Origin of the sequence: Butyrivibrio sp. XPD2002, from assembly GCF_000423945.1 — a bacterium.
Lineage (GTDB): Bacteria > Bacillota > Clostridia > Lachnospirales > Lachnospiraceae > Butyrivibrio.
The window spans coordinates 19,356-40,100 of the sequence record NZ_AUIY01000029.1; the positions used below are offsets into that span (position 1 = coordinate 19,356).

At 44.0% G+C, this 20,745-nt stretch carries 18 protein-coding genes and 1 pseudogene; 2 read left to right on the plus strand and 17 right to left on the minus strand.

Annotated features, from left to right (window positions below; genetic code table 11):
- Positions 1-29 precede the first annotated feature (29 nt).
- Positions 30-497 carry a histidine phosphatase family protein gene (locus tag G587_RS24595; RefSeq protein ID WP_026492771.1) on the plus strand — a complete coding sequence of 156 codons (468 nt, stop codon included), beginning with the start codon at positions 30-32 and terminating at the stop codon, positions 495-497.
- On the opposite strand, the gene ilvD is transcribed toward G587_RS24595, so the two are convergent.
- The 12 genes and pseudogenes from ilvD to G587_RS0114030 all read right to left on the minus strand — a co-directional run bounded on the left by ilvD (position 482) and on the right by G587_RS0114030 (position 14,416).
- Positions 482-2,230 carry a dihydroxy-acid dehydratase gene (gene ilvD, locus G587_RS0113975; protein WP_026492772.1) on the minus strand — a complete coding sequence of 583 codons (1,749 nt, stop codon included), beginning with the start codon at positions 2,228-2,230 and terminating at the stop codon, positions 482-484. The genes G587_RS24595 and ilvD overlap by 16 nt on opposite strands.
- Before the next feature lie 33 nt (positions 2,231-2,263).
- Positions 2,264-2,551, minus strand: a pseudogene (locus G587_RS0113980) (ABC transporter permease subunit); the annotation flags it as partial.
- A gap of 59 nt (positions 2,552-2,610) precedes the next feature.
- Entirely contained in the window at positions 2,611-3,453 is an 843-nt protein-coding gene (locus G587_RS0113985) for an AraC family transcriptional regulator (RefSeq protein WP_026492774.1), read from the minus strand.
- Between the two features lie 9 nt (positions 3,454-3,462).
- A complete protein-coding gene (locus tag G587_RS0113990) occupies positions 3,463-4,659 on the minus strand; it encodes a GDSL-type esterase/lipase family protein (RefSeq protein WP_026492775.1) in 1,197 nt (398 codons plus the stop codon).
- Between the two features lie 88 nt (positions 4,660-4,747).
- The gene (locus tag G587_RS24600; RefSeq protein WP_051201047.1) at positions 4,748-5,560 is read right to left on the minus strand and encodes an alpha/beta hydrolase; all 813 of its coding nucleotides are present in this window, start codon (positions 5,558-5,560) and stop codon (positions 4,748-4,750) included.
- Between the two features lie 15 nt (positions 5,561-5,575).
- The gene (locus G587_RS0114000; protein ID WP_026492776.1) at positions 5,576-6,376 is read right to left on the minus strand and encodes an alpha/beta hydrolase; all 801 of its coding nucleotides are present in this window, start codon (positions 6,374-6,376) and stop codon (positions 5,576-5,578) included.
- Between the two features lie 31 nt (positions 6,377-6,407).
- Positions 6,408-7,277: a Nif3-like dinuclear metal center hexameric protein gene (locus G587_RS0114005; protein ID WP_026492777.1), complete on the minus strand. Its 870-nt coding sequence runs from the start codon at positions 7,275-7,277 to the stop codon at positions 6,408-6,410.
- A 104-nt stretch (positions 7,278-7,381) separates the two neighbouring features.
- Complete coding sequence (locus tag G587_RS0114010; RefSeq protein ID WP_242830089.1) at positions 7,382-8,320, minus strand: carbohydrate ABC transporter permease; 939 nt, start codon at positions 8,318-8,320, stop codon at positions 7,382-7,384.
- An 11-nt stretch (positions 8,321-8,331) separates the two neighbouring features.
- The gene (locus tag G587_RS0114015; protein ID WP_026492779.1) at positions 8,332-9,270 is read right to left on the minus strand and encodes an ABC transporter permease; all 939 of its coding nucleotides are present in this window, start codon (positions 9,268-9,270) and stop codon (positions 8,332-8,334) included.
- 105 nt (positions 9,271-9,375) lie between these two features.
- On the minus strand, positions 9,376-10,914 hold the full coding sequence (locus G587_RS0114020; protein WP_035786796.1) for an ABC transporter substrate-binding protein: 1,539 nt from the start codon (positions 10,912-10,914) through the stop codon (positions 9,376-9,378).
- A 137-nt stretch (positions 10,915-11,051) separates the two neighbouring features.
- A complete protein-coding gene (locus tag G587_RS0114025) occupies positions 11,052-12,650 on the minus strand; it encodes a response regulator transcription factor (protein ID WP_026492781.1) in 1,599 nt (532 codons plus the stop codon).
- The gene (locus G587_RS0114030) at positions 12,635-14,416 is read right to left on the minus strand and encodes a sensor histidine kinase (RefSeq protein WP_026492782.1); all 1,782 of its coding nucleotides are present in this window, start codon (positions 14,414-14,416) and stop codon (positions 12,635-12,637) included. Before G587_RS0114030 ends, G587_RS0114025 begins: the two co-directional genes overlap by 16 nt.
- Positions 14,417-14,614: 198 nt before the next feature.
- Here G587_RS0114030 and G587_RS0114035 point away from each other — a divergent pair, with 198 nt between their 5' ends.
- A complete protein-coding gene (locus G587_RS0114035) occupies positions 14,615-14,800 on the plus strand; it encodes a hypothetical protein (protein ID WP_026492783.1) in 186 nt (61 codons plus the stop codon).
- Positions 14,801-14,860: 60 nt separating this feature from the next.
- Here the strand turns inward: G587_RS0114035 and G587_RS0114040 are convergent, their stop codons facing one another.
- The 5 genes from G587_RS0114040 to G587_RS0114060 form a co-directional block, all read right to left on the minus strand.
- The gene (locus tag G587_RS0114040; RefSeq protein WP_026492784.1) at positions 14,861-15,634 is read right to left on the minus strand and encodes an ABC transporter ATP-binding protein; all 774 of its coding nucleotides are present in this window, start codon (positions 15,632-15,634) and stop codon (positions 14,861-14,863) included.
- A gap of 1 nt (position 15,635) precedes the next feature.
- A complete protein-coding gene (locus tag G587_RS0114045; protein WP_026492785.1) occupies positions 15,636-16,520 on the minus strand; it encodes an ABC transporter permease in 885 nt (294 codons plus the stop codon).
- 94 nt (positions 16,521-16,614) lie between these two features.
- Positions 16,615-17,802 carry an ABC transporter substrate-binding protein gene (locus G587_RS0114050; protein ID WP_026492786.1) on the minus strand — a complete coding sequence of 396 codons (1,188 nt, stop codon included), beginning with the start codon at positions 17,800-17,802 and terminating at the stop codon, positions 16,615-16,617.
- A gap of 292 nt (positions 17,803-18,094) precedes the next feature.
- Entirely contained in the window at positions 18,095-18,652 is a 558-nt protein-coding gene (locus tag G587_RS0114055; RefSeq protein WP_051201049.1) for a CAP domain-containing protein, read from the minus strand.
- Positions 18,653-18,856: 204 nt separating this feature from the next.
- Complete coding sequence (locus G587_RS0114060) at positions 18,857-20,677, minus strand: leucine-rich repeat protein (RefSeq protein ID WP_081679462.1); 1,821 nt, start codon at positions 20,675-20,677, stop codon at positions 18,857-18,859.
- Between the last annotated feature and the right edge of the window lie 68 nt (positions 20,678-20,745).

Here is a 20,745-nt window from a genome sequence, read left to right on the forward strand (position 1 = left end):
ATATTACTTAAAGAAAAGAGACTAAACTAATGAGACTTATATTTGTCAGACACGGCGAACCTGATTATGCAAACGACTGCCTTACTGAAAACGGTAAAAAGCAGGCGATTAATGTGGCTATGAGGCTAAAGGATGAGGACATTAGCGCTATCTTCTCTTCTCCCATGGGAAGGGCAAGAGAAACCGCTTCATACACAGCCAAAAGCCATAACCTCGAAATACAGAATCTCGATTTTATGCACGAGATAGATTGGGGAAACAAAGATAAAAACATCGCCCTCTTTGCCCATGGAGGATCAGGCTCCATCATGTTTTCACATGTGCTAAGCCTCCCCTTCCCCTTCGCATTAACCTCAATGCCCTATGGAGTGTGCTCCATTTCAATCATCGATTTCACAGCCCAGAATGGAGAAATGATAATTCCAAGGCTCGAACTCTTCAACGATATGGATCATATCGAATCCTATAAAAGAGAAACTCTTCATTTTGAAAAATGAAGATATGCTCCCTTCATGGGGCTTGCTGCAAGCTCGCTGAAAAGTCTGAGAACACCGCTCTTATATTTCATCGGCTTAGGTTTCCAGGCTTTTCGCCTCTTTTCGAGCTCAGCTTCTATCTCCTTAGGAGTCTTTCTCTCTCCCTTAATTCCTATAATATTCAGCTTCCTTTCAAATACATCAAGCTCTATAAGGTCGCCCTCTTCAACAAGGGCTATAGGGCCTCCTGCCTGTGCCTCAGGACTGCAGTGTCCAATAACCGGGCCAGTAGATGCTCCTGAAAATCTGCCATCCGTTATAAGTGCTATACTTCTTCCAAGCTCAGCGTCGGAGCTGATGGCTTCTGAAGTATAGAACATCTCAGGCATACCGCTGCCCTTTGGTCCCTCGTAGCGGATAAATACTGCGTCGCCTTTATTTACCTTGTGATGGAGAACAGCATCAAGGCACTCCTCCTCACTGTCAAAGGGACGTGCATTTAGTACAGCCTTAAACATCTCCTTAGGACATGCTGTGTGCTTAATTACCGCACCCTCTGGTGCAAGATTTCCCTTTAACACCGCTACGCTTCCATCTGTTCCTATAGCCTTATCGTAGGGCTTAATTATATCTTCCTTTGTGACGCTGATTTTATATTTCCTATTAGCCTCTTCCAGCCATTTATTGCACCTCTCATAGAAGCCGTTAGCCTTAAGCTCCTCAAGGTTCTCACCAAGAGTTTTTCCTGTAACAGTCATAACATCAAGGTGTAGGCTGTCCTTTATCTCTTCCATTATCGCCGGAACTCCGCCTGCGTAGTAGAAGAACTCTGCAGGCCATTTTCCTGCGGGACGAAGATTCAAGATATAATGTGCTCCTCTGTGAAGCCTGTCAAAGGTATCTCCGTCTATCTCAAGGCCATATTCGTGAGCAATGGCCGGAAGATGAAGAAGCGTGTTCGTACTTCCGGAGATAGCTGCATGGACCATGATCGCATTTTCAAGTGAGTCCATGGTGACTATGTCGGAGGGCTTAACTCCTTCCTTTGCAAGCTCTACTACTCTCTGACCGGACTTATAAGCATATTCCTTAAGATCAGGACTTGTGGCAGGAAGAAGCGCACTTCCGGGAAGACTGAGTCCCATAGCCTCAGCCATGATCTGCATGGTAGAAGCCGTTCCTATGAAGCTGCAGGCGCCGCAGGTAGGGCATGCATTTTCCTTAGCCCAGGAAAGCTTATCTTCATCAATCTCACCGCGCTCGTACTTCGCACTGTACATTCCAAGCTGCTCCAGAGTAAGAAGCTCAGGGCCTGCACTCATGGTACCACCAGGCACGACAATTCCCGGGATCCCAACTCTTGCCATTCCCATAAGATTAGCCGGCATACCCTTATCACAGCTTGCTATATAAACGCCACCGTCAAAGGGCGTAGCGCCCGCGTGAATCTCTATCATATTGGCGATCATCTCTCTGCTTGCGAGGGAATAGTTTATTCCGTCAGTTCCCTGACTCTCGCCATCACATATATCGGTGCAGGTATATCTCGCACCAAAGCCGCCGGCATCATAGATACCTCTCCGCACCTCTTCTACCAGGACAGATAAATGTCCGCTTCCGGGATGACTGTCCCCGGCAGTACTTTCTATAATAATCTGCGGCTTTCCAAGGTCTTCCTTTTTCCAACCACAGCCTATGCGCAGAGGATCCATCTCCGGTGCAAGTTTTCTCATCTTTTGGCTAATCAGTTCCATCATAATGCCTCCCAATATGATGTATTATACCAATCATCCCTTGACGCTACCAGCGATAACACCCTCGATAATGTACTTCTGTCCGATAAGATAGAAAATCAGAACAGGCAATACGCTGAGAAGAAGTCCCGCCATCATGGGAGCGTACTCCGCAGAGTGGTTGGTCAGGAAGGTCTTGATTGAAATAGCCAGTGTCTTGGTCTCAGTCTTTGTAAGGAAAAGACTGGACATCAAAAAGTCATTCCAAACGCCCATGGCAACGAATACCGTTACAGTGATGATGATGGGCTTAAGAAGCGGCATTATGATATGGAAAAATGTCCTTGTAAAGCTGCATCATGAGGCTTTTCTATTTTTGTCTGTGTAATTGTCAATTTTTACTATGCCAAAATGGCCGTTTTTTTCCCTTGTTTTATCCACTCTGAGGGCGTACATCCAAAGGTCTTTTTAAAGGTTGAAATGAAGGATTTTGCATTAGGAAAACCGTGGTTCAGGGCACATTCCATAAGCCTTATATTTTCCTCGTCCTTCATCTCCTCGACACAGTTCATGAGACGCACATTCTGCAGGTACTGATAAAAATTCCTGCCCACATGCTCCTTGAACATTCTTGAAAGATATGTAGGAGTGTAGTTAAAATGCGCAGCAACTGAAGCAAGATCCATCTGCTCCATGTAATTCGCGTCGATGTAGTTGATTATAGCCTTTATATTGGCATCCCCGTTTTCACTGTGTCTCTCCACAACTCCTCCTTCCCTGATGCAGTTATCGGAGAGCATATTTAAAAGCGTAAAAACCAGCTGCATTTTTCTAAGGTCATCCTTTCCCGTCCGCTGGTATTCTCCAAACTCTATCAGTATATCCTTAATTCTGTCATAGGCAGCCTGACTGCCCGGAAGTTCAAAGCGTTTACCCTCTCCTACCCATCTGTCCATGAAGCTCTTGGATATCTGCACGCAGATTCCTTCGAAATGGTCAGTGGGCTCAATCCAGTGATTGGAATGGAGCTCGCCGCTGTTAACTATGCACCACGATCCGGCAGGAAGATGCACGGTCTCGCCGTCAATGTTCATCTTTATCCTGCCGCTGGTCGTAAGATTAAACTCAATGTTCCTGTGCCAGTGAAGGCCTGTAAAAATCTCTGTTCCGTCATAGCAATGATTAAATATACGTACAGGAACCTGATTATAAATAAACGCTTCGCTTTCGTAGTGCTCTGCCATTTTGTCCCCTCATCCGACAATAGCCTTTATATCTACCAGATCAGCCATCCTCCTGCCACCTTCGGTATTAGGATGAAGTCCGTCACCGATGTTACAGTCATCCTTCATATATCCGGGCTTATTGTCATTCCTAAGCTCCTTGTCGAAATCGAAAAATCCATCAATAAGCTCGCCGCTTCTTATCCATTCGTTGGCCTTATTTCTTGAAGCCTCGAACTTTGGAAGCCACCAGTCAGGATACTCGTCATTTCCGCAAGGTGTTATTGTTCCAAAGTAAATCTCTGCGCCATTATCATGGGCAAGAGCTGCTATCTTTTTATATCCGTTTACAATGTCCTCTCCGCTTGTGGTCTCTTCCTTGTCCTCTAAGAAAAGCGGATGCATTATGTCGTTTATTCCTATAAGAGTAAGAACAGTGTCCACCTCATCGATTCCGAAAACATCCTCCTCAAATCTGTCTACTCCTGCTTTTCCGAAAAGCACAAGCTGTTTTCCCGCTGCCTTAACATAGGTCGCATCATCCACCAGTCTGTTGCCGCCTATACCGCAGTTGATAAGGGACAGCTTTCCGGGATATGCTTTATACAGTCTCTTCTGAAGTGCATTGGTGTAAAAGGACATGTGAGTTATGGAATCCCCGAAGGCTGCGATAACCTTGGTGTCATCATCTGCGAGAGCCTGCACGATATCAAAGCCTGAGAAAATCTTCATCATACCGATATTGGCATCATCTCTTAAAATGTCAGAGGTTATCTCCGGAAGTGTTCCCTTTGAAGCTCCAAGACTATTTTCATCAGCCCCTGTGACATCGCCCTCGTAGTAATTAACCTCGGCTCCGCCGTCTGACCAGAAGCAGCAGATGGAATCCATTTCCTGTCTGTCCTTGTAGTAAATACTTATAACCAGCCTGTCACCGGCGCTGATCTTGTAATCCACCTCATCGCTAAATACCACTTCATCAGGGCCAAGCTTTATCTCCTCTTTTCCATCCAAAGTGATGCTGCTAATCTTTGAAGCGCCTTCCTTTGTTATGGTTGCCTTGGCAATCCTGAGTTCATTTTTGCTGTAGCGGTTGGTGAATCTGACTCTTACCCTGTCTGCATCGACATTGTTATCAAAGGACACTCTCTGAGTAAGATTGTCAGCCAGTGCTATATTTTCTCCATATCCGATTTTCAGATATTTAAAAATACTAAGCCATTTCATACTGCATATACCTCCATTTACGAACTCTATTATAGGAAAGATGTATGCGCATTACTTTGCAATTCTTACCCTGCTAATTGTCAATTTTTTATTCCATTGGAGGAATGGAGAGTGCGTTCCTGCTTCCCTCAGGAATACCTGCAAGGAATGAAAATACAGGATCAAGCATCTTATCCCAGGTATCAAAATCGTGGTTACCTTCAGTTCCGAAATACCTGTAGGGAACCTCTGACTTATCAAGAGTTTCTCTGAATTCCTTAACCTGTGAATCTACTGCTATATCGTGATCTCCGCAGCCGATAAACAGCTCGGGAATTATGGACTTATCTGCTTCTGAATAGGCCTTCAAAATGTTCCACGGGCCATTCTCGTACTCTTCCCTGGTTCCAAACATGTTGGCAAATTCAGCAGCACCAAAGCCGCCCTTCTCAGGCTCTGAAAGCAGTGTCCAGGGATTGGTCGCAGGTGAAAATGCAGCAACCTTGGAGAACACGTCATGGTATCTGATACCGTTTAAAAGAGCTCCGTAGCCGCCCATGGATATTCCCGCAATGTAGGTATCCTCTCTTTTGTCAGAGAGTCTGAACATATCCCTTGTTCTCTCGATAAGCTCCTCACCTATGAACTTGCTGTAATTGGCATTTCTCTCCGGGTGATCTATATAAAAAGCATTCTGGCCGTTTGGCATTACAACCGTAAGGCCCTTGAGCTCAGCCTGCTTGCGGATTCCAAGCATTGTGATAATGCTTGCATAATCCCCGCTGTAGCCGGGAAGAAAATATACTGTTTTGTAGGGAGGCTCAGCGTCGGAACCAAAGGATCCTCTCTCGGGCATGAATACGCAAACCGACACTCCCTGCTTTAAACTATCCGATAAAAAATGTACCTCTGAAAAAGACATTCCGTTTAGCTCCTTTTAGATTTTTCCAAGAACCCAGTCAAGCCCCTTGAAGATATACTCGTTCCAGAAATTCCAGTCATGGATTCCGGGTCCCTCTTCGTAGGTGAAATCAGCCTTGTTCTCTTCAAAGAATCTTCTCATGATCTGATTGTTCTCATAGAGGAAGTCCTCTGTTCCAACAGCCATGTAGATCGGAGGAATCTTTGCACCCTTATCCTTGAGCTTTGTATAAAGAACCTCAGGGTTGTTATCAGATTCCTTGACCTTATCAAGGTCTCCGAATACTTCTCTGTAGTAATCGTAGTTGGCCATCATATCCTGGAAGCCTTCCTTAAGACCTGCAATATCATGGATGATAAGAGCTGATGACAAAGCCACAACTCCGCCGAAGGTCTCAGGATAAGCAAGTGCTGTGTGGATTGCACCAAAGCCGCCCATGGAAAGACCACCGATCAGTGTGTCCTCTCTTTTTTCTGAAAGGCCGAATAATTTTCTTGTATAATTAACAACCTCTTCTCCTGCAAAGGTTCCGTACTGACAGCCTGTTGCCTTTCTGTCCAGATAGAAGTTGTTGCCGCCAGTTATCATGATAACTGCCAGGTTATATTTTCCTGCGATGTCCTCTGCAACGCCATTGTACTCCCAGTCACTCTCGTTACCTGAAAAGCCATGAAGAAGATAAAGTGTCTTCATTGGTCTTTTAAAATGCTCGTTCCCCTCAACCATTATAGGCGGAATATCATTAGGTATTACATATGAGATATTCACCTGCCCCATCTGCGAAATGGAGTAAAATCTAAGTCTTCCTGTCGCCATTTTTTGCCTCCTCCGTTATGCAAAATAGTAGTTATGCTAATTGATAGTTCCACAGATCTCCTGTCGGAACGTATGATACTTTTACTTCGCCCTTTGTAAGGTCTGTCAGCCAGTCGGCAGCATATTTTGCACCAAGCTCCTCCCAGTTAAAGTGGCCGATATTAAAGCATGCCATGTTTCTTCCAAGAGAAATACCGTCCCTTATATAGGACAGCAGATTCCACTCGATTATCTCTCCGGGAATGATTGCGTCTATATGCTCCTCCTGCATTGCGCGGATAATCTCCGTTGTGTAGTCAGTGTAATAGCCGCCCTTTTCAGATGCAGGTATAAATGCATCGGGATAGATATGTCCGACGAGAGCAAGCTTTTTGATCTTATCCTCAGGTCGTCCGATATATCTTGTTCCGTGAAGTCCTATCTTATCTATGAGCTCCTTGTTCATCTCTGCTACCGTAACCTCCTCGGGGAGTTCGATAACATAGCCAAAGGGAATCTTATTTCCTGAATCCTTAAGATAATCCTCCCAGCCCATGTACTTGATCACACCTGTGAAGATGCTGTCAGGTCTGTGGGCATGCATGTGATCATGATCCCTGAAAACAACAATGCCGTTGTCCTCAAGGAGCTTCATCTTTTCATCATAGATGTCGCACTTATAATTAGCTCTCCATCCCCTAAGGTCGGGGGTAAGGTAGCTTGTGGGCTCATGTACATAAAGCAGGTTGCAGCCCATCTCAATTGTTTTTCTTATTACATCAACATTGGGGACGAGGGATGATACAATGCCTGTACTCTCTCTGTCGGGGTCCCCACACTTTATTCCATCGCATCCATCATAATCCGGACCAAGATCGGGATGGTATGCGTATACACGTTCTAAGACTTCTGATATTTTCACTGTTTCTTTGCCTCCCATTTTTCACAAGGAAGTTCTGCTCTCGGGGCTTTGCCCCTCGCCAGAACACGTTCACACTAGGCTCGAAAATACCTCGCCAAGTGTTCTCAGCCTTTTACAGCACCTACGACAACGCCTTTAACAAAGTATTTCTGCACAAAAGGGTAAATAACTACAATAGGTAGAATTCCAATAACCGCCATGGACATTCTCACTGCGTTGCTTGGAAGGGATATTGCTCCTGTACCTACTGCCACACTGGCTGCGCCGCTCTTAAGATACTGAATGTTGTTCATTATCCTGATGAGCAGGTTCTGAATTCCGTAATACTGTGGCTTCTGTATGTAGTACAGCGCGTTTACCCAGTCATTCCAATAAGTAAGTGCTGTAAAAAGCGAAATTGTTGCAACTGTCGGAACTGCAAGAGGGAAAATGATCTTAAAGAAAATTGTAAGCTCACTTGCTCCGTCTATCTGAGCCGACTCGATAAGTGCATCCGGGATGCTGTTTGCATAATAGTTTCTTACAAGAAAAATATTGAAAGCACCGCACAGATAATTGGGAAGAATCAGTGCCCAGATGCTGTTTTTTATATCAAAAATCTGAGTCCACATCATGTATGAAGGAACTACGCCGCCGTTGAAAAGCATTGTGAAGAATACGAAAAATGCAAGTACGTTGCGGTATTTGAAGTTCTTTCTGCTCATGGGATAAGCGATCATTGTGGTGATGAGTACGCTTATAAGTGTTCCTACGATTGTTACGAGGACTGAGATTCCATAAGCTCTGAAAATTGTTGAACCCTGCTGAAGCATATATACGTATGCGTCTGTGGACCATTTTTCCGGGATAAATGCATATCCGTTTCTAAGAAGTGTTGTCTCATCCGTGAAGGATGCAACTACGATAAGTATTATCGGTAAAAGTGCCAGTATTGCCAGAATTCCAAGGACGATGGTTGATATAGCCTTGAATTTCTTTGCATCCGAAGAGACATGAACGGCACTTACTATATTTGCTGTTCCCATTTTTAATGTATTTTCCATTTTTAACTCCTTTAGAAAAGTGCGTTATCGTTGTCCACTTTACGGACAAATGCGTTAGCTGAAACCACGATGATAAAGCCAAGCAATGACTGGAAAAGGCCTGCTGCGGCACTCATTCCAACGTCGTTAAGTTCCATAAGACCTCTGTACACGTAGGTATCGATGGTCTGGGTTGTGGCATAGAGCGCACCTGAGTTCATAGGAACCTGATAGAACAGACCGAAGTCAGAGAAGAAGATTCTTCCGACTGCCATAAGTGTCATGATGATGACTGTGGGCTTAAGAAGCGGAAGTGTCACTCTGAAGATCTGCTGAAGCTTGGTCGCACCGTCAAGGCTCGCTGCTTCGTACACTGACTTGTCAATTCCTGCAATTGCTGCAAGATAGATGATTGACATATAGCCGGCATTTTTCCAAAGGTAAACTATCGTTAAGATAAAGGGCCAGTAGCCTCTCTCCATGTACCAGGCAATATCCTCTTTTCCCAAAGCCTTCATGATGGTGTTATTGATGAAACCGCTGTCGGAATTAAGGAATGCATATACCATGTATGCGATGATAACCCAGCTCATAAGGTTCGGAAGAAGCAAAGCTGACTGGAAGAACTTGGTTCTGATGCTGTCACCAAGAGCATTCAGGAAAATCGCGATGGTGATTGCAAAGACTGTTCCGATTACGATAAATGCCAGATTATAAAGGATTGTGTTCCTTGTCATTATGATGGCATCCTTTGTCTGGAACAGGAATTTAAAGTTCTGAAAACCATTCCAGGGGCTCTTCCAGATTCCTTTTTTATAACTGAAATTCTTGAAAGCAAGAAAGATACCAAACATCGGGATATAGTTGTTGATAATAAGATATAAGATACCCGGCGCTGCTATCAAAAGAAGCGGACCCGATTTAGCATATTTATTTTTTACTTTTTTAATGTTGGACTTGTTTTCAGACATCTAAATTCCTTCCTCTTTTACATATATACAGGCCAGTATGTCTACCTGGTTCGTGACCTTTTAAGATATACCGGCCTGCTTATATTTTTTATAAAAACTAATGAATTACTGTGCTGCTACCCAAGCGTCAAGCTGCTTCTGCTTTTCAGCGAGGATGTCGTCATAGCCTGCATCCTTAAGTGCCTGTCTGAACTCAGCAAGTGCTGACTCTGTTTCAACTGATCCGCAAGCGATACCGGGCAGATACTGCTGGATTACATTGCTTACTGCTGTGTACTGAGTCTGAACGCCTGATGCATCAAAGGTGAAGCCCATTGCAGGTGATGAAGGAGCGTTGTGGTTCTGCTCGTCCTCCCACTTAAGTGACTCCTCTGAGCCTGAGCCCTCTAAAGGCCACTGGATGAAGAAGTTACCAAGAACACCGCATGAAAGCTGTGCTGTGTAAGGAACTGTTGCAGCGTCCTGTCCCTCGGGATAAGAAACTGTTCCGTCTTCGTTCTTTGTATAATCTCTGCCCTCGATACCATAGAGCATTGTGTTGATTACATCAGCGTCTGTGTATGTAAGGTTGAGGAACTTAAGTGCTGCATCAGGATTCTCAGAAGTTGATGCGATAACCTGTGCTACTGCATTGATTGAAGATGTATCAAGGTAAGCATCTCCGAGTGCGATTGCACCAAGCTCGTAGCCTGAAGGAGCTGAAAGTGAAGCTGCTGTGTCCTCAAGAGGATAGCTGTATGATGCTGAGTAAGCGAAGTAGTTACCTGAAGACATAAGCTCTGCTGCTGCAGATGTTGTTGTAGCTGCATCCTTCATGATGTAGTCATTTGAGTACCAGTCTCTTACAAGGTTTGCATAGTCCTCAAAATCTGTAAGGTCATAGTAGCTTGTTACTGTCATGTCCTCGCCCTGAAGAACACCTGTGGGTGATGCGAAGGAATCACCAAGCCAGTCGATATTGGGGATCCATCTTGTAAGACCGCTGTCGCCCTGTGATACAGGAGCAAGGGGTGTCATCTCAGGATGAGCTTCCTTAACCTGTGCAAAGATATCTGTGAGATCCTTTGCTGTCTTTACTGTATCCATGTTAAGTCCGAGTTCCTCAGCGATGTCCTTTCTGTAAAGAAGCATGGGCTGAAGTGCGAAGGGCTTAAGTGTAGGAATAGCATAAAGTCTGCCGTCCTGCATTGTGGTCTTGAGCCACTCCTCCTCGAAGAGTTCCTTGGTCTCCTTTGCATCTGTGTCCATCATATCTGTGATGTCGTAACACATATCACTTGCAATACTATTACCAAGATCGCCAAGTGTGTGGAAAATATCGATCTCGCCGTTCTGTACAGCAAGGCTTACCTGCTGTGTGTAATCAGCGATTGAAAGAGGCATAAGATGAACCTCAACTCCAATCTTCTCTCTTGTGATCTCGTTGAGAGCCTCTTCTACATCAGAAGTATCATCAGGAACTGTATTGAAGGTTACGAACGCATAAGTGATCTGGTCGTAATCTCCGTCAGCGGTTGCTGCCGCCTCAGTCTTTGTATCGTTATCTGAACCTGCGCTCTGTGCGCCCCCATCAGATGAACCACATGCTACGAGTGAAAATGTCATAGCTGCGGCAAGAATTGTGCTAATAGCTTTTTTAAACATAATTACCTCCCTTTGTACATTGTGTTTAATTGCTCTTCATTTGAAGTAAACTCATTATACAAAGGGAGGTAATTCTCTTTCTTTTAAAAACAAGACATTAATTTTTAATTTTAAGTTTTTTTCGTAAATAGAATTTTTTATTCGTTTTGTCCCGTAGTCATGGCATGGTATTCACCGGGAGTATAGCCTGTTGTCTTCTTAAATACCGTTGAGAAGTAGGAAAAATTGTCAAAGCCCACCTCTGCTGCCACGTCGCTGATGCGGACTCCGGGACTTGAAAGGCGCTCCTTTGCAATCTGAACACGGTAGTCGCTTATGTACTGCTTAAGACTTACGCCTGTCTCCTTTTTAAACATCTTAGCCATGTACTCAGGTGTGAGGAACACGCTCTCAGCGATCTCCGTTCTTGATATATCTTCTGCGTAGTGCTGGTGCACGTAGTTCTTGGCACGCTGCACAATGGAGTCTGACTGCTCAACCTCAGTTACATAGTCGATTGTGGCTGAGATCAGATGCACCTGAAAACGCATCATGTCCATCAGCGAATCCGTGGACTGACTCTCAAGAAGCACAAAGGCATCATTTGCAAAAAGCTGCGTAGCCTGGATCCCCTTGCTGTGAAGGTATACGAAAACTATCTGCAAAAGATCCTGCTTTATTATGGTAAGCGTGGCTGCTGAGAGCTTCTTCTGGTTCGCAAGGCTCTCCATGCTGAATTTAAGAAGGTTCAGAAGTTCCTTTTTCTTCTTTTCATTAAGAAGAAGTCTTATCTGCTCCTGATCCAGGATATGTTCCTTTTCTGAGAGCATTACAATCTCATCATTTTCATGGAAAACTCTTCCCTTGGAAGCCACGTTATTTCTGTCCAGCTCCTCGATGTGAAGCCTTGTCTCATGGAGCTCTTCTATATTACAGGAGTTTCCTATATATACGGTTATAACATTCCCCAGCTCCTTTAGCGCTTCATCGATAAACTCCTGGTCTATGGTCTTGGACTCATCTCCGCAGATGATAGCGGTGTAGAGAAGGTTCTTAACATGATAGTTTACTATCCTTCCCTGGTGGAGTTTTTCACAGCAGAGCTTGTCAGTCACAAAGGCCGCAAGGTCCTTTTCATAGAGTCCCACGGATTCCTTACCGATCTTCTCACCTATCTGCTCGGGATTGCCACTCGCTATTATGAAAAGTCTGTAGGCGCTTTCAGTATCTATATTAAGGCCTCTGTTTGCAGCTTCCTTCGCAATGATACTCCTGTCCTCTACAATCCTTCGCTGTAGTACATCGTCCCAAAAGGAGCCCTCAACATATTCAAGACTTCCTGCGTAAAGCTCCTCGAATTTCGAAGCCTTCTGTATCTCCTGTCTGTCGCTTAATCTCTGCAGGGCAGACGTGAGCTCCGCCTCCATTCTGTCTGCATTAAAGGGTTTAACCACATAGCCTGATGCCTTGTATTCAATAGCCTGTCTCGCATAATCGAATTTCTCATGGCTTGTAAGGAAAATGAATTCGGTATCGATTTTCTCCTCCCTGACCCACTTTATAAGGTCAAGGCCGCTTCCCATGGGCATCTCAATATCGCAGACAGCTATGCTTATGTCATTGTCCTTAAAAATCCTCTGCGCAGAAGCCACATTATAGGCTGTGTGCACCTTATCTATATGAAATTTCTCCCAGTCCACATTGGCGACTATTACGTCCACCGTGGATATATCATCATCTATTACGATTGCATCCATAAACTGCTCTGCCTCTTAACTCTCTTAGGAATCCACATATCTACGCGGCTTCCATGGGTATCTTTATTTGAAAACTCGATAAGGTCATCTCTTCTGTACATAAGACTTAGTGTCTTTTTCAGATTCCAGAGACCTACTCCGTGTCCGTTTTCCTTGACCTTTACATTTCCATTTTTCACATCCGCAAGGAATTCCTCCGGAAATCCATCGCCGTCATCCTCCACTGTGATGTGGCATATCTCTTCCCCATAGTGTTCCTCTGCTTTTGCGGAAATCAATATGGATATCATTTTATCAACTGATACGGCGTGCTTGTATATATTTTCAAGAATCGTATGTACAAGGAGCTGCGGAACCGGATAGTCCTCCAGACCCTCTCCGATATCTATAAAATCAAAAACAGAACCCGGATAGAGAATATCCTGCATCGCGATGTAGTCCCTTGCGTGCTCTATTTCCTCTGAAAGCGGCACGGTGTGAAGACCTGACTTAAACAGGTACCTTACGTTTCTTGAAAGTCTCTCTATGTACTCTCTTATCTCTTCATTCTTGTTCTGATAGGACATGCTGTGAATCGTTGTCAGCGCGTTGAGGAAAAAGTGTGGCTTAATCTGAAGCTGAACATATTTTAAAGTAGCTTCGTCAAAGGCTATTCTCTCCTCGTAGGATTTCATGCGGAGATTAACAATGGTGTCCATCATCTTGTTGAAGCTCGTATTTATCTGCTGAAACTCTGTGGTGTCCGCATTGTCAGAGAGCCTCACGTTCTGGTCGCCCTTCTCGATTTCTCTCATGGCACGAAGAAGGTCAGAAAGAGGTGAAAAAACTGTTTTTCTCGCATAAATGCTCATAAACACCAGCATCAGTATCGCGATTACTATCAGGATTATTATAACCACCTGAAGAATCTGAAAGCCACCATAGACCTTGCTTCTGGTCATACTAAGGAAAAGCGAAAAATCTCCGCTTGCAAAACCGGTTCCGGAAATATAATACTCCTTGTCCGGAGACCATCTGCAAACATCGATATAGTTTTCGGTCAGATAGTCCTTTATCAGACCGTTTCCACCGTGTGTCAGGGATGCATCTTCGTCTGTAGCAGCTTCTATGGCTCCATACTCTGCAATTATCTGGCCATCATCAGACACAAGAGTATATTCAATCCCACTTTCAGGTGAATAAAAATCGGAAATATTTGACACCTTTACAAGAACGCCGAGCATTCTCTTTTTATTCTTATACATTCTAAGAAGATAGCTGTCTTCACCTATTTTCCAATAGAACCAGGATGAAGGCATATTGCCGGGATTATCCTCCACAAGCTGCCGTATAGTCTTCTCAATATTAGATGTCTCTTCGTATGAAATATTAGGCTCTGTCCTTGCTATGTAGGTATCCCCTACAAGGTCATAGAAAACAAGGGTCTGAACGTCACTACTTGTCATTGCTGCCCTGTTCAATATCTGAACCATGTTCTGCGCAGCTATAGCCCTCTGATTTTCATTCCCATACTCGAAGACCTGTATATTTTCATTATTCTGCAAAACCGAAGCCAGCGCCTGCTCGTTGGATTTTAGCACCTCTTCTATTTCGAAGGACGCCATCTCCCTGGCCTGAGTAATGGACGCAGCAGCGCTATCCTCCAGTGTTCCTGATGTATTCCACCACACTGCGGACAGAATAACGATCATGAGCAGAAGGTACCCTACTGAAGCTATGGCTATGATCCTGATAAAGGAGACTTTTTTTGTTTCATCTGTTTTCATAATTAAACATTATAGCAAAGTGACAAAATTCTTGCTTGGAAGAAAAGTTGTACCCGCCGAAATCAGTCAGTATAATAGTGTTAATCAATTAAATTTTTAGATTACCTTAGTGGTAAGCTTGCAGGCAGTCAGTTAACCAGCCAGCTTGACGATGCCGTCAAACTCGCTCGTCTCAATCAGAAATGGAGGACTGAATATATGTTATCCAAAATTGATATTGATGTTATGAAAGGTGAATATGAACGCGAGCTTGCAAAGAAAGATGCTGCTTTGGCTGAAAAAGATAATGCTTTGGCTGAAAAGGATAATTCTTTGATTGAAAAAGATGCCAGAATAGCAGAACTCGAAGCACTATTGACTAATCTGACTAATAAAGATAGTTAAAAATGAATTAAGTAACTTTAAAGGAGCTGTGCCTGATCACCAGACACAGCTCCTAATAAATTAGTTACCACATTCAACACTTATCTCGTTGAACAGATGCATTATCTGCTCGGGATTCATGTTCTTTTTCTCTTCTCCTGCCTTATCAAGGATCACCGACCCCTCATGCATCATGAGAAGTCTGTCACCATATTCCGTAGCGTAGCGAAGGTTGTGGGTAACCATGATGGTTGTCACCTTTTTCTCCCTTACTATCTTCTCGGTAAGCTCCATTATGATGTCAGCAGTCTTGGGATCAAGAGCCGCTGTGTGCTCATCAAGAATCAGGAATTCAAGTGGCGTCATGGTGCTCATAAGAAGTGCAACCGCCTGACGCTGACCACCTGAGAGTGAGCCTACCTTGGTATATAGCTTATCCTCAAGGCCAAGTCCGAGACCTTTTAACAGCTCTCTGTAATAATCCTTCCTCTTGTGATTAACGCCTGACTGAAGACCATATCTCTTACCCTTGTTGTCAGCGATTGACATGTTCTCAAGGATATTCATTGAAGGGCAGGTTCCCTTTGAAGGATCCTGATAAACTCTTCCTATGGTTCTGTGTCTCTGGTAGTCACGCTGATTGGCAATATTAACACCGTTTACAAGAACCTCTCCTCTGTCGGCCTGTATTGAGCCGCAGATAATGTTGAGCATTGAGGTCTTGCCGGATCCGTTACTTCCTACGACAGCCACAAACTGTCCGTCAGGAACAGTTAAGTTAAAATCGTCGAACAGACACATCTCGTTGACGCTGCCTGCATTATAGTTTTTATAAATTGATTTCAGTTCCAGCATATCAGGCCTCCACTTTCCGCTTTCTGTCTCTTGTGATTATGAGAATCACCAGGAACAGTACAGCTGTGATGAGCTTAAGGTCTGTTGACTGAAGACCGCACTTGATTGCAATGGCAACGCAGGCCTTGTAGACAATAGCACCTATAATAACGCTTGTAGTCACCTTGAAAAATGAAAGCTTTTTAAGAAGCGCAGTTCCTATAATAACGCTGGCAAGACCGATAACAGCGGTTCCTGTACCCATGGATACGTCAAAATATCTCTGCTGCTGAGCGTATATGGAGCCTGAAAGTGCAACCATACCGTTTGCGATTGCAAGGCCTATGATGCGCACCTTACCTCTGTCCACGCCCATTGAGGTTACAAGAACATCGTTATCTCCTACTGCCTGAAGCATAAGTCCTGATCTGGTCTTAAGATACCAGTCAAGGATCAGCTTAACTACGGCAACAATCACAACAAGAATAATTACGGACTGGAATTTTGCAAGTCCGGGAACGGCACCAAAGATACCGTTCATAAGTCTGTTGTCAAAAATCGTGTAGTAATCGTACATGGGAAGGTTGGCTCTTCCTGCAATACGAAGGTTTATGGAATATAAACCGGTCATCATGATGATTCCGGCAAGAAGATCTCTTACCTTGAACACCACGTGAATAATACCTGTACATACTCCAATAAGACAACCTGCCGCAAAGCAGATAGGCAAAGTAAGTATAGGCTGAACTCCGGCTCTTATCATTACAACCGCAAGACAGATTCCGAAAGGAAAGCCGCCGTCCACAGTCATGTCCGGAAAATCCAGAATTTTATATGTTATATACATTCCAAGAGCCATGATTGCGTAGCACAATCCCTGCTCGAGGACACTTACCAATAAAGCCATGTTACCCTCATCCGCCCTTTCGGGCACCTTCCCCTAAAGGGGGAAGGCATATTTTTATTTCACACTTCCTACATTGGAAGCTTTATATTTTTTATTAATTTGCAGCGATGCTGTCAAATACCTCAGCTGCTGTAGAAACGAGCTCTTCATCAAGCTGCATCTCTATGCCTTCAGCAGCTGCTGTGTTTACGTAAAGGCTGGGCTCGTTGATTACCTCGAAAGGCATCTCTGAAGCCTGCTTCTCGCCCTTAAGAACCTTTGCTGCCATCTCACCTGTCTGAACACCGAGCTTTACATAATCAAGGCCCATAGCTGCCACGCAGCCAACCTTAACCTGCTCAACCTCTGATCCGAATACGGGGATCTTCTGCTCGTTAGCATAGCTAAGAACTGTCTGAAGTCCTGAAACTACTGTGTTATCTGTAAGATTGTTGATGCAGTCAACCTTTGTTACAAGGTCTGCTGCAGCCATATCAAGATCTGCAAGTGTGTTGATACCGCTGTCTACGATCTCAAAGCCATAATCTGCTGCGTGCTCTTTGTACTGAGCGATTGTGCTCTCTGAGTTTGTCTCAGATGTTGTATAAAGGATACCGATCTTCTTAGCATCGGGAAGCATCTTTCTGATCATCTCAAGCTGCTCTGTTACAGCAAGTGCATCAGATGTTCCTGTGATGTTACCTACAGGTGTTCCGTCCTCGTTTGCAAGCTCTGCTGCAACGGGATCTGAAACTGCTGAATATATAACGGGTACTGTTGTACCAAGTGCTGAATTGTAAGCACTCATTGCACTGGGTGTTGCAATACCACAGATAAGGTCTACGCCATCAGCTACAAAAGCATCTGAAATCTGGCTTGCAGTACCTGTATCAGCCTGAGCGTTCTGGAAGTGAACTGTGAGGTTCTCTCCCTCTACGATACCCTCGTTTGCAAGTCCCTGAAGGAATCCCTCACGGCAGTTATCAAGTGAGCCGTGCTCTGCAAACTGGGAAATACCGATAATGTACTCTTTTCCCTCTGTATCAACGTCTGTGGCCTCTTCTGTAGCTTCCTCGGAAGCATCTGCTGATGCATCCTCTGTCTCAGCCTCAGTAGCGTCCTCTGTAGCTTCTTCAGAAGCCTCAGTCTCTGCTTCGGAGCTCTCTGTTTCAGCGCTGTCAGCTGTCTCTGTGCTCTCGGCCTGGTTTGCGTCATCTGCTACCTTACGGTTGTCTCCACATCCGGTGACAGTCATCACCATCATGGATGCAGCAAGTATAGCTGCCATCATCTTTCTTTTCATAATAATCCTCCTATTGATGCATCGAAAAGTTGTCAGGGCTCTTCAATGCACTTCACTACTGTAAATTATCACAGCAAGTAACCTCATTATAATACAACAAAAAGAGTCTACATGCAATTAAATCCAAAGCCCAGACTCGGAAAATGAGTTGCCATGGATACTAATCCAAAGCCCAGACTCGGAAATGTTCCATTTCCTCGTTGGTGCTCCGCACCAAATGAATAAAAAATAAGAGGCAGAAATACGAGCTAGCTCGTCTCTGCCTCTTCCTTTTTATTCGCTTGGCTTTGGATTAGTATCCAAACTCCTGTGCCCAATACCAGTTGCCATTCTCTGCCTGATATACGGCGATACCAACTGTACTGAAGCCTGCCTCCATGATGTTAGCTGCGTGGGTAGGTGATGCCATCCATGCGTCTACAACGGAGTCTCCTGTGTTATAAAGCTTTGCAAGGTTCTCACCGAACATGATGTTACTGTTTACGGTGTACCATGCAGAACCGTTAGGTCTGTTATGTGAAAATGTACCAACGATCTCCTGAGCTCTTACAAGTGCTGCCTGTGTAAGTGCATCACTCCATCTAAGCTCTGAAAGACCTGCTGCAGCGCGCTTCTGATTAACGAGCGCGAATGCTGCCTGAGCTGCTGCTAATGCAGCCTGGCTTGATGTAGCCTCTCCGGCAAGAGCTATTGCTTCATCATCAATGTAGATGTTCTCAGTATCTTCATTTATTCCTCTGAGAGCAGCTACGTCGTCAATTTTAGCTACCTTCTCAGCTCCACAAGCCATTACATTAAGGGATATAACGACTGCAACCATAGTAGCTATTACACGTTTAAACTTCTTCATGTGCGTTCCTCCAGTCACAGAAACAAAATCATTTTTAATAAATTACCTACACCAATAATACCATGATTATCATAAAAGTCAACGAAAATTTCAATTAAAATTACATTTATGATTGTACTTTTTATTATTTTCTTTCAATCACGCTATTAGTGGTAATCCTGAAAAAATTCACAAAAAAAGTTTCCTCTATTTAGTTATAATTTTTCAATTGTACTTTATGCCAAGGGATTTCTTACTCTTAAACTTTGCATTTTTAGCGCCAGCCTTTGTTACCTTCGTCACCAGCTTATTGTAGGTCTTCTTATTCCTGGCATATATTGTTATCTTCACCTCCTTATTTAATTTATTAAAAGCCTTGGAGCCGACTTTCTTTAAATAATCACCGTTAAGTTTAACCTTCTTTAGTTTGCCGCAGCCATTAAAGGCCTTGGCACCGATTGTTTTCACATCTGTCTGTGAAAGATCAACAGTCCTTAGGTTCTTACAATTGCTAAAGGCTGCCTTTCCTATAGAAACTATATTGTGGCCTCCTTTTATCTCACGTATATTTCTGTTTCCCTTAAAGGCCTCTGCCTCGATCTCTGTTACAGGGTACTCTTTTCCATTGATTTCAACAGTACTTGGAATATCAAGAGTTGAATCGGCAGTGTCTGTCACGCCCCTTATGGTTGCTGTCTGGTCGCTGTTAACCTTGCATACTATCGGAGAAGCCTCCAGAGTAACAGGCTCATTATAGGATGTATCTGTTGTTGTAGTGTTGTTATCTGAACTATTTTCATTTGTGCTGTCGGTGTTTGTAGATGACTCTTCACCGGAGTTATCGTTATACTGAGGCTCCTGACCTGATAAAAGAGCAAGAGTAGCTTCGTATGTATACTTTGTTCCGGTTGCAGTATCTATTAGTCTTCCGCCGTAGGGCGCGCCTCTCTCATGCTTGCTGCCTTCAATACCCACCCTATATTCATAGGTTGTTTTATTGTAATATGCGTGATTTATATAAGCTCCGCTGGAATTTGAAGCATCAGCCCAGGTTGTATCCTCTTCGTACCAGTCTCCGCCTATATTTACCATATTCCAGGCATGTCCGCCGGTGCTGCCTGACGAGGTTTTAGCGTATCCGGTAACAACCTTTGTATTTATTCCGAGCTCTTTAAGAATAAGTGCATAGCCCAGAGAATAGCCGTCACAGACAGCTCTTCCCTTACAGAGTGCGCCGTAAGCAGTGTGTGAAAAATTGAAATATGACTTTCCTGTAGAGCCGATATTTCCATATACAACCTGTTTTGTATACCAGTCATGGACATTTAGAACTGTCACTGCTGTGTTATTGGCATCCACAAGTCCAAGGGCTTTTACCTTATTAGCATATTCCTTCGCCTTTGCAGCTACAGCCTGGTCGATCTTATCATAATCATCAGCTGTATATTCCTGCATGATTATGTAATCCTTGTAGACACCATTTGTTTCAAATTCATATATCTGCCAGTCGCACATGTAATATTCCACATTGGCCATGTGGTCATAGCAGACTGCTTCTATAGCCTCGTTTACAACAGTGGTGCATTCCATGGAATCCGCATTGTAATATCTGTTTCTGCTTTCACTTCCTGAGTAGAAAAGGTATCCACCCTTACTTACAACATCAGCCTCAGAATCACTGCTCGGAAGCTTATCGAACTTTTTTAAACGCCTTGAGCTGTCGCAAGCAATATAAAGAGCATCGTAGAAATCTCTCTTTTCAATCGTATTTAGTTTCGCGTAATAATAGCCATGATCCACTGCGTTGGCAGCGTTCTTACTGGTTCTTACTTTTGCTCTTAATGGATTATAATCAGACGCAACTGTCTTAGAAGCACCTCGCATAGGAAAGCCTTCATGATCTCCAATCGGAAGATCATACCCCGAAGCGCTGACCCTGACAGATGCCATAGGATTACTAAAAGATATAGTTAAACTGACCAATAATGACAATGCAAAGATTGCCATTAAAGGCCTTTTCCCCTTAATGGATATACGTTTGTTCATAGACTCTCCCCCTCATTCAAGTCATGACACAAAACACATATTTTTGAGCCTGTATAAATTTTTATACA

Excerpts from the sequence above, each read along its gene's own strand:
- G587_RS0114045 (WP_026492785.1), bottom strand. The coding sequence starts at position 16,520 with ATGGCTTTATTGGTAAGTGTCCTCGAGCAGGGATTGTGCTACGCAATC.
- G587_RS0114050 (WP_026492786.1), bottom strand. The coding sequence starts at position 17,802 with ATGAAAAGAAAGATGATGGCAGCTATACTTGCTGCATCCATGATGGTG.
- G587_RS0113990 (WP_026492775.1), bottom strand. The coding sequence starts at position 4,659 with ATGAAATGGCTTAGTATTTTTAAATATCTGAAAATCGGATATGGAGAA.
- G587_RS0114015 (WP_026492779.1), bottom strand. The coding sequence starts at position 9,270 with ATGTCTGAAAACAAGTCCAACATTAAAAAAGTAAAAAATAAATATGCT.
- G587_RS24595 (WP_026492771.1), top strand. The coding sequence starts at position 30 with ATGAGACTTATATTTGTCAGACACGGCGAACCTGATTATGCAAACGAC.
- G587_RS0114040 (WP_026492784.1), bottom strand. The coding sequence starts at position 15,634 with ATGCTGGAACTGAAATCAATTTATAAAAACTATAATGCAGGCAGCGTC.
- G587_RS24600 (WP_051201047.1), bottom strand. The coding sequence starts at position 5,560 with ATGTCTTTTTCAGAGGTACATTTTTTATCGGATAGTTTAAAGCAGGGA.
- G587_RS0114020 (WP_035786796.1), bottom strand. The coding sequence starts at position 10,914 with ATGTTTAAAAAAGCTATTAGCACAATTCTTGCCGCAGCTATGACATTT.
- G587_RS0114060 (WP_081679462.1), bottom strand. The coding sequence starts at position 20,677 with ATGAACAAACGTATATCCATTAAGGGGAAAAGGCCTTTAATGGCAATC.
- G587_RS0114000 (WP_026492776.1), bottom strand. The coding sequence starts at position 6,376 with ATGGCGACAGGAAGACTTAGATTTTACTCCATTTCGCAGATGGGGCAG.
- G587_RS0114035 (WP_026492783.1), top strand. The coding sequence starts at position 14,615 with ATGTTATCCAAAATTGATATTGATGTTATGAAAGGTGAATATGAACGC.
- G587_RS0114025 (WP_026492781.1), bottom strand. The coding sequence starts at position 12,650 with ATGGATGCAATCGTAATAGATGATGATATATCCACGGTGGACGTAATA.
- G587_RS0114055 (WP_051201049.1), bottom strand. The coding sequence starts at position 18,652 with ATGAAGAAGTTTAAACGTGTAATAGCTACTATGGTTGCAGTCGTTATA.
- G587_RS0114010 (WP_242830089.1), bottom strand. The coding sequence starts at position 8,320 with ATGGAAAATACATTAAAAATGGGAACAGCAAATATAGTAAGTGCCGTT.
- G587_RS0114030 (WP_026492782.1), bottom strand. The coding sequence starts at position 14,416 with ATGAAAACAGATGAAACAAAAAAAGTCTCCTTTATCAGGATCATAGCC.
- G587_RS0113985 (WP_026492774.1), bottom strand. The coding sequence starts at position 3,453 with ATGGCAGAGCACTACGAAAGCGAAGCGTTTATTTATAATCAGGTTCCT.
- ilvD (WP_026492772.1), bottom strand. The coding sequence starts at position 2,230 with ATGGAACTGATTAGCCAAAAGATGAGAAAACTTGCACCGGAGATGGAT.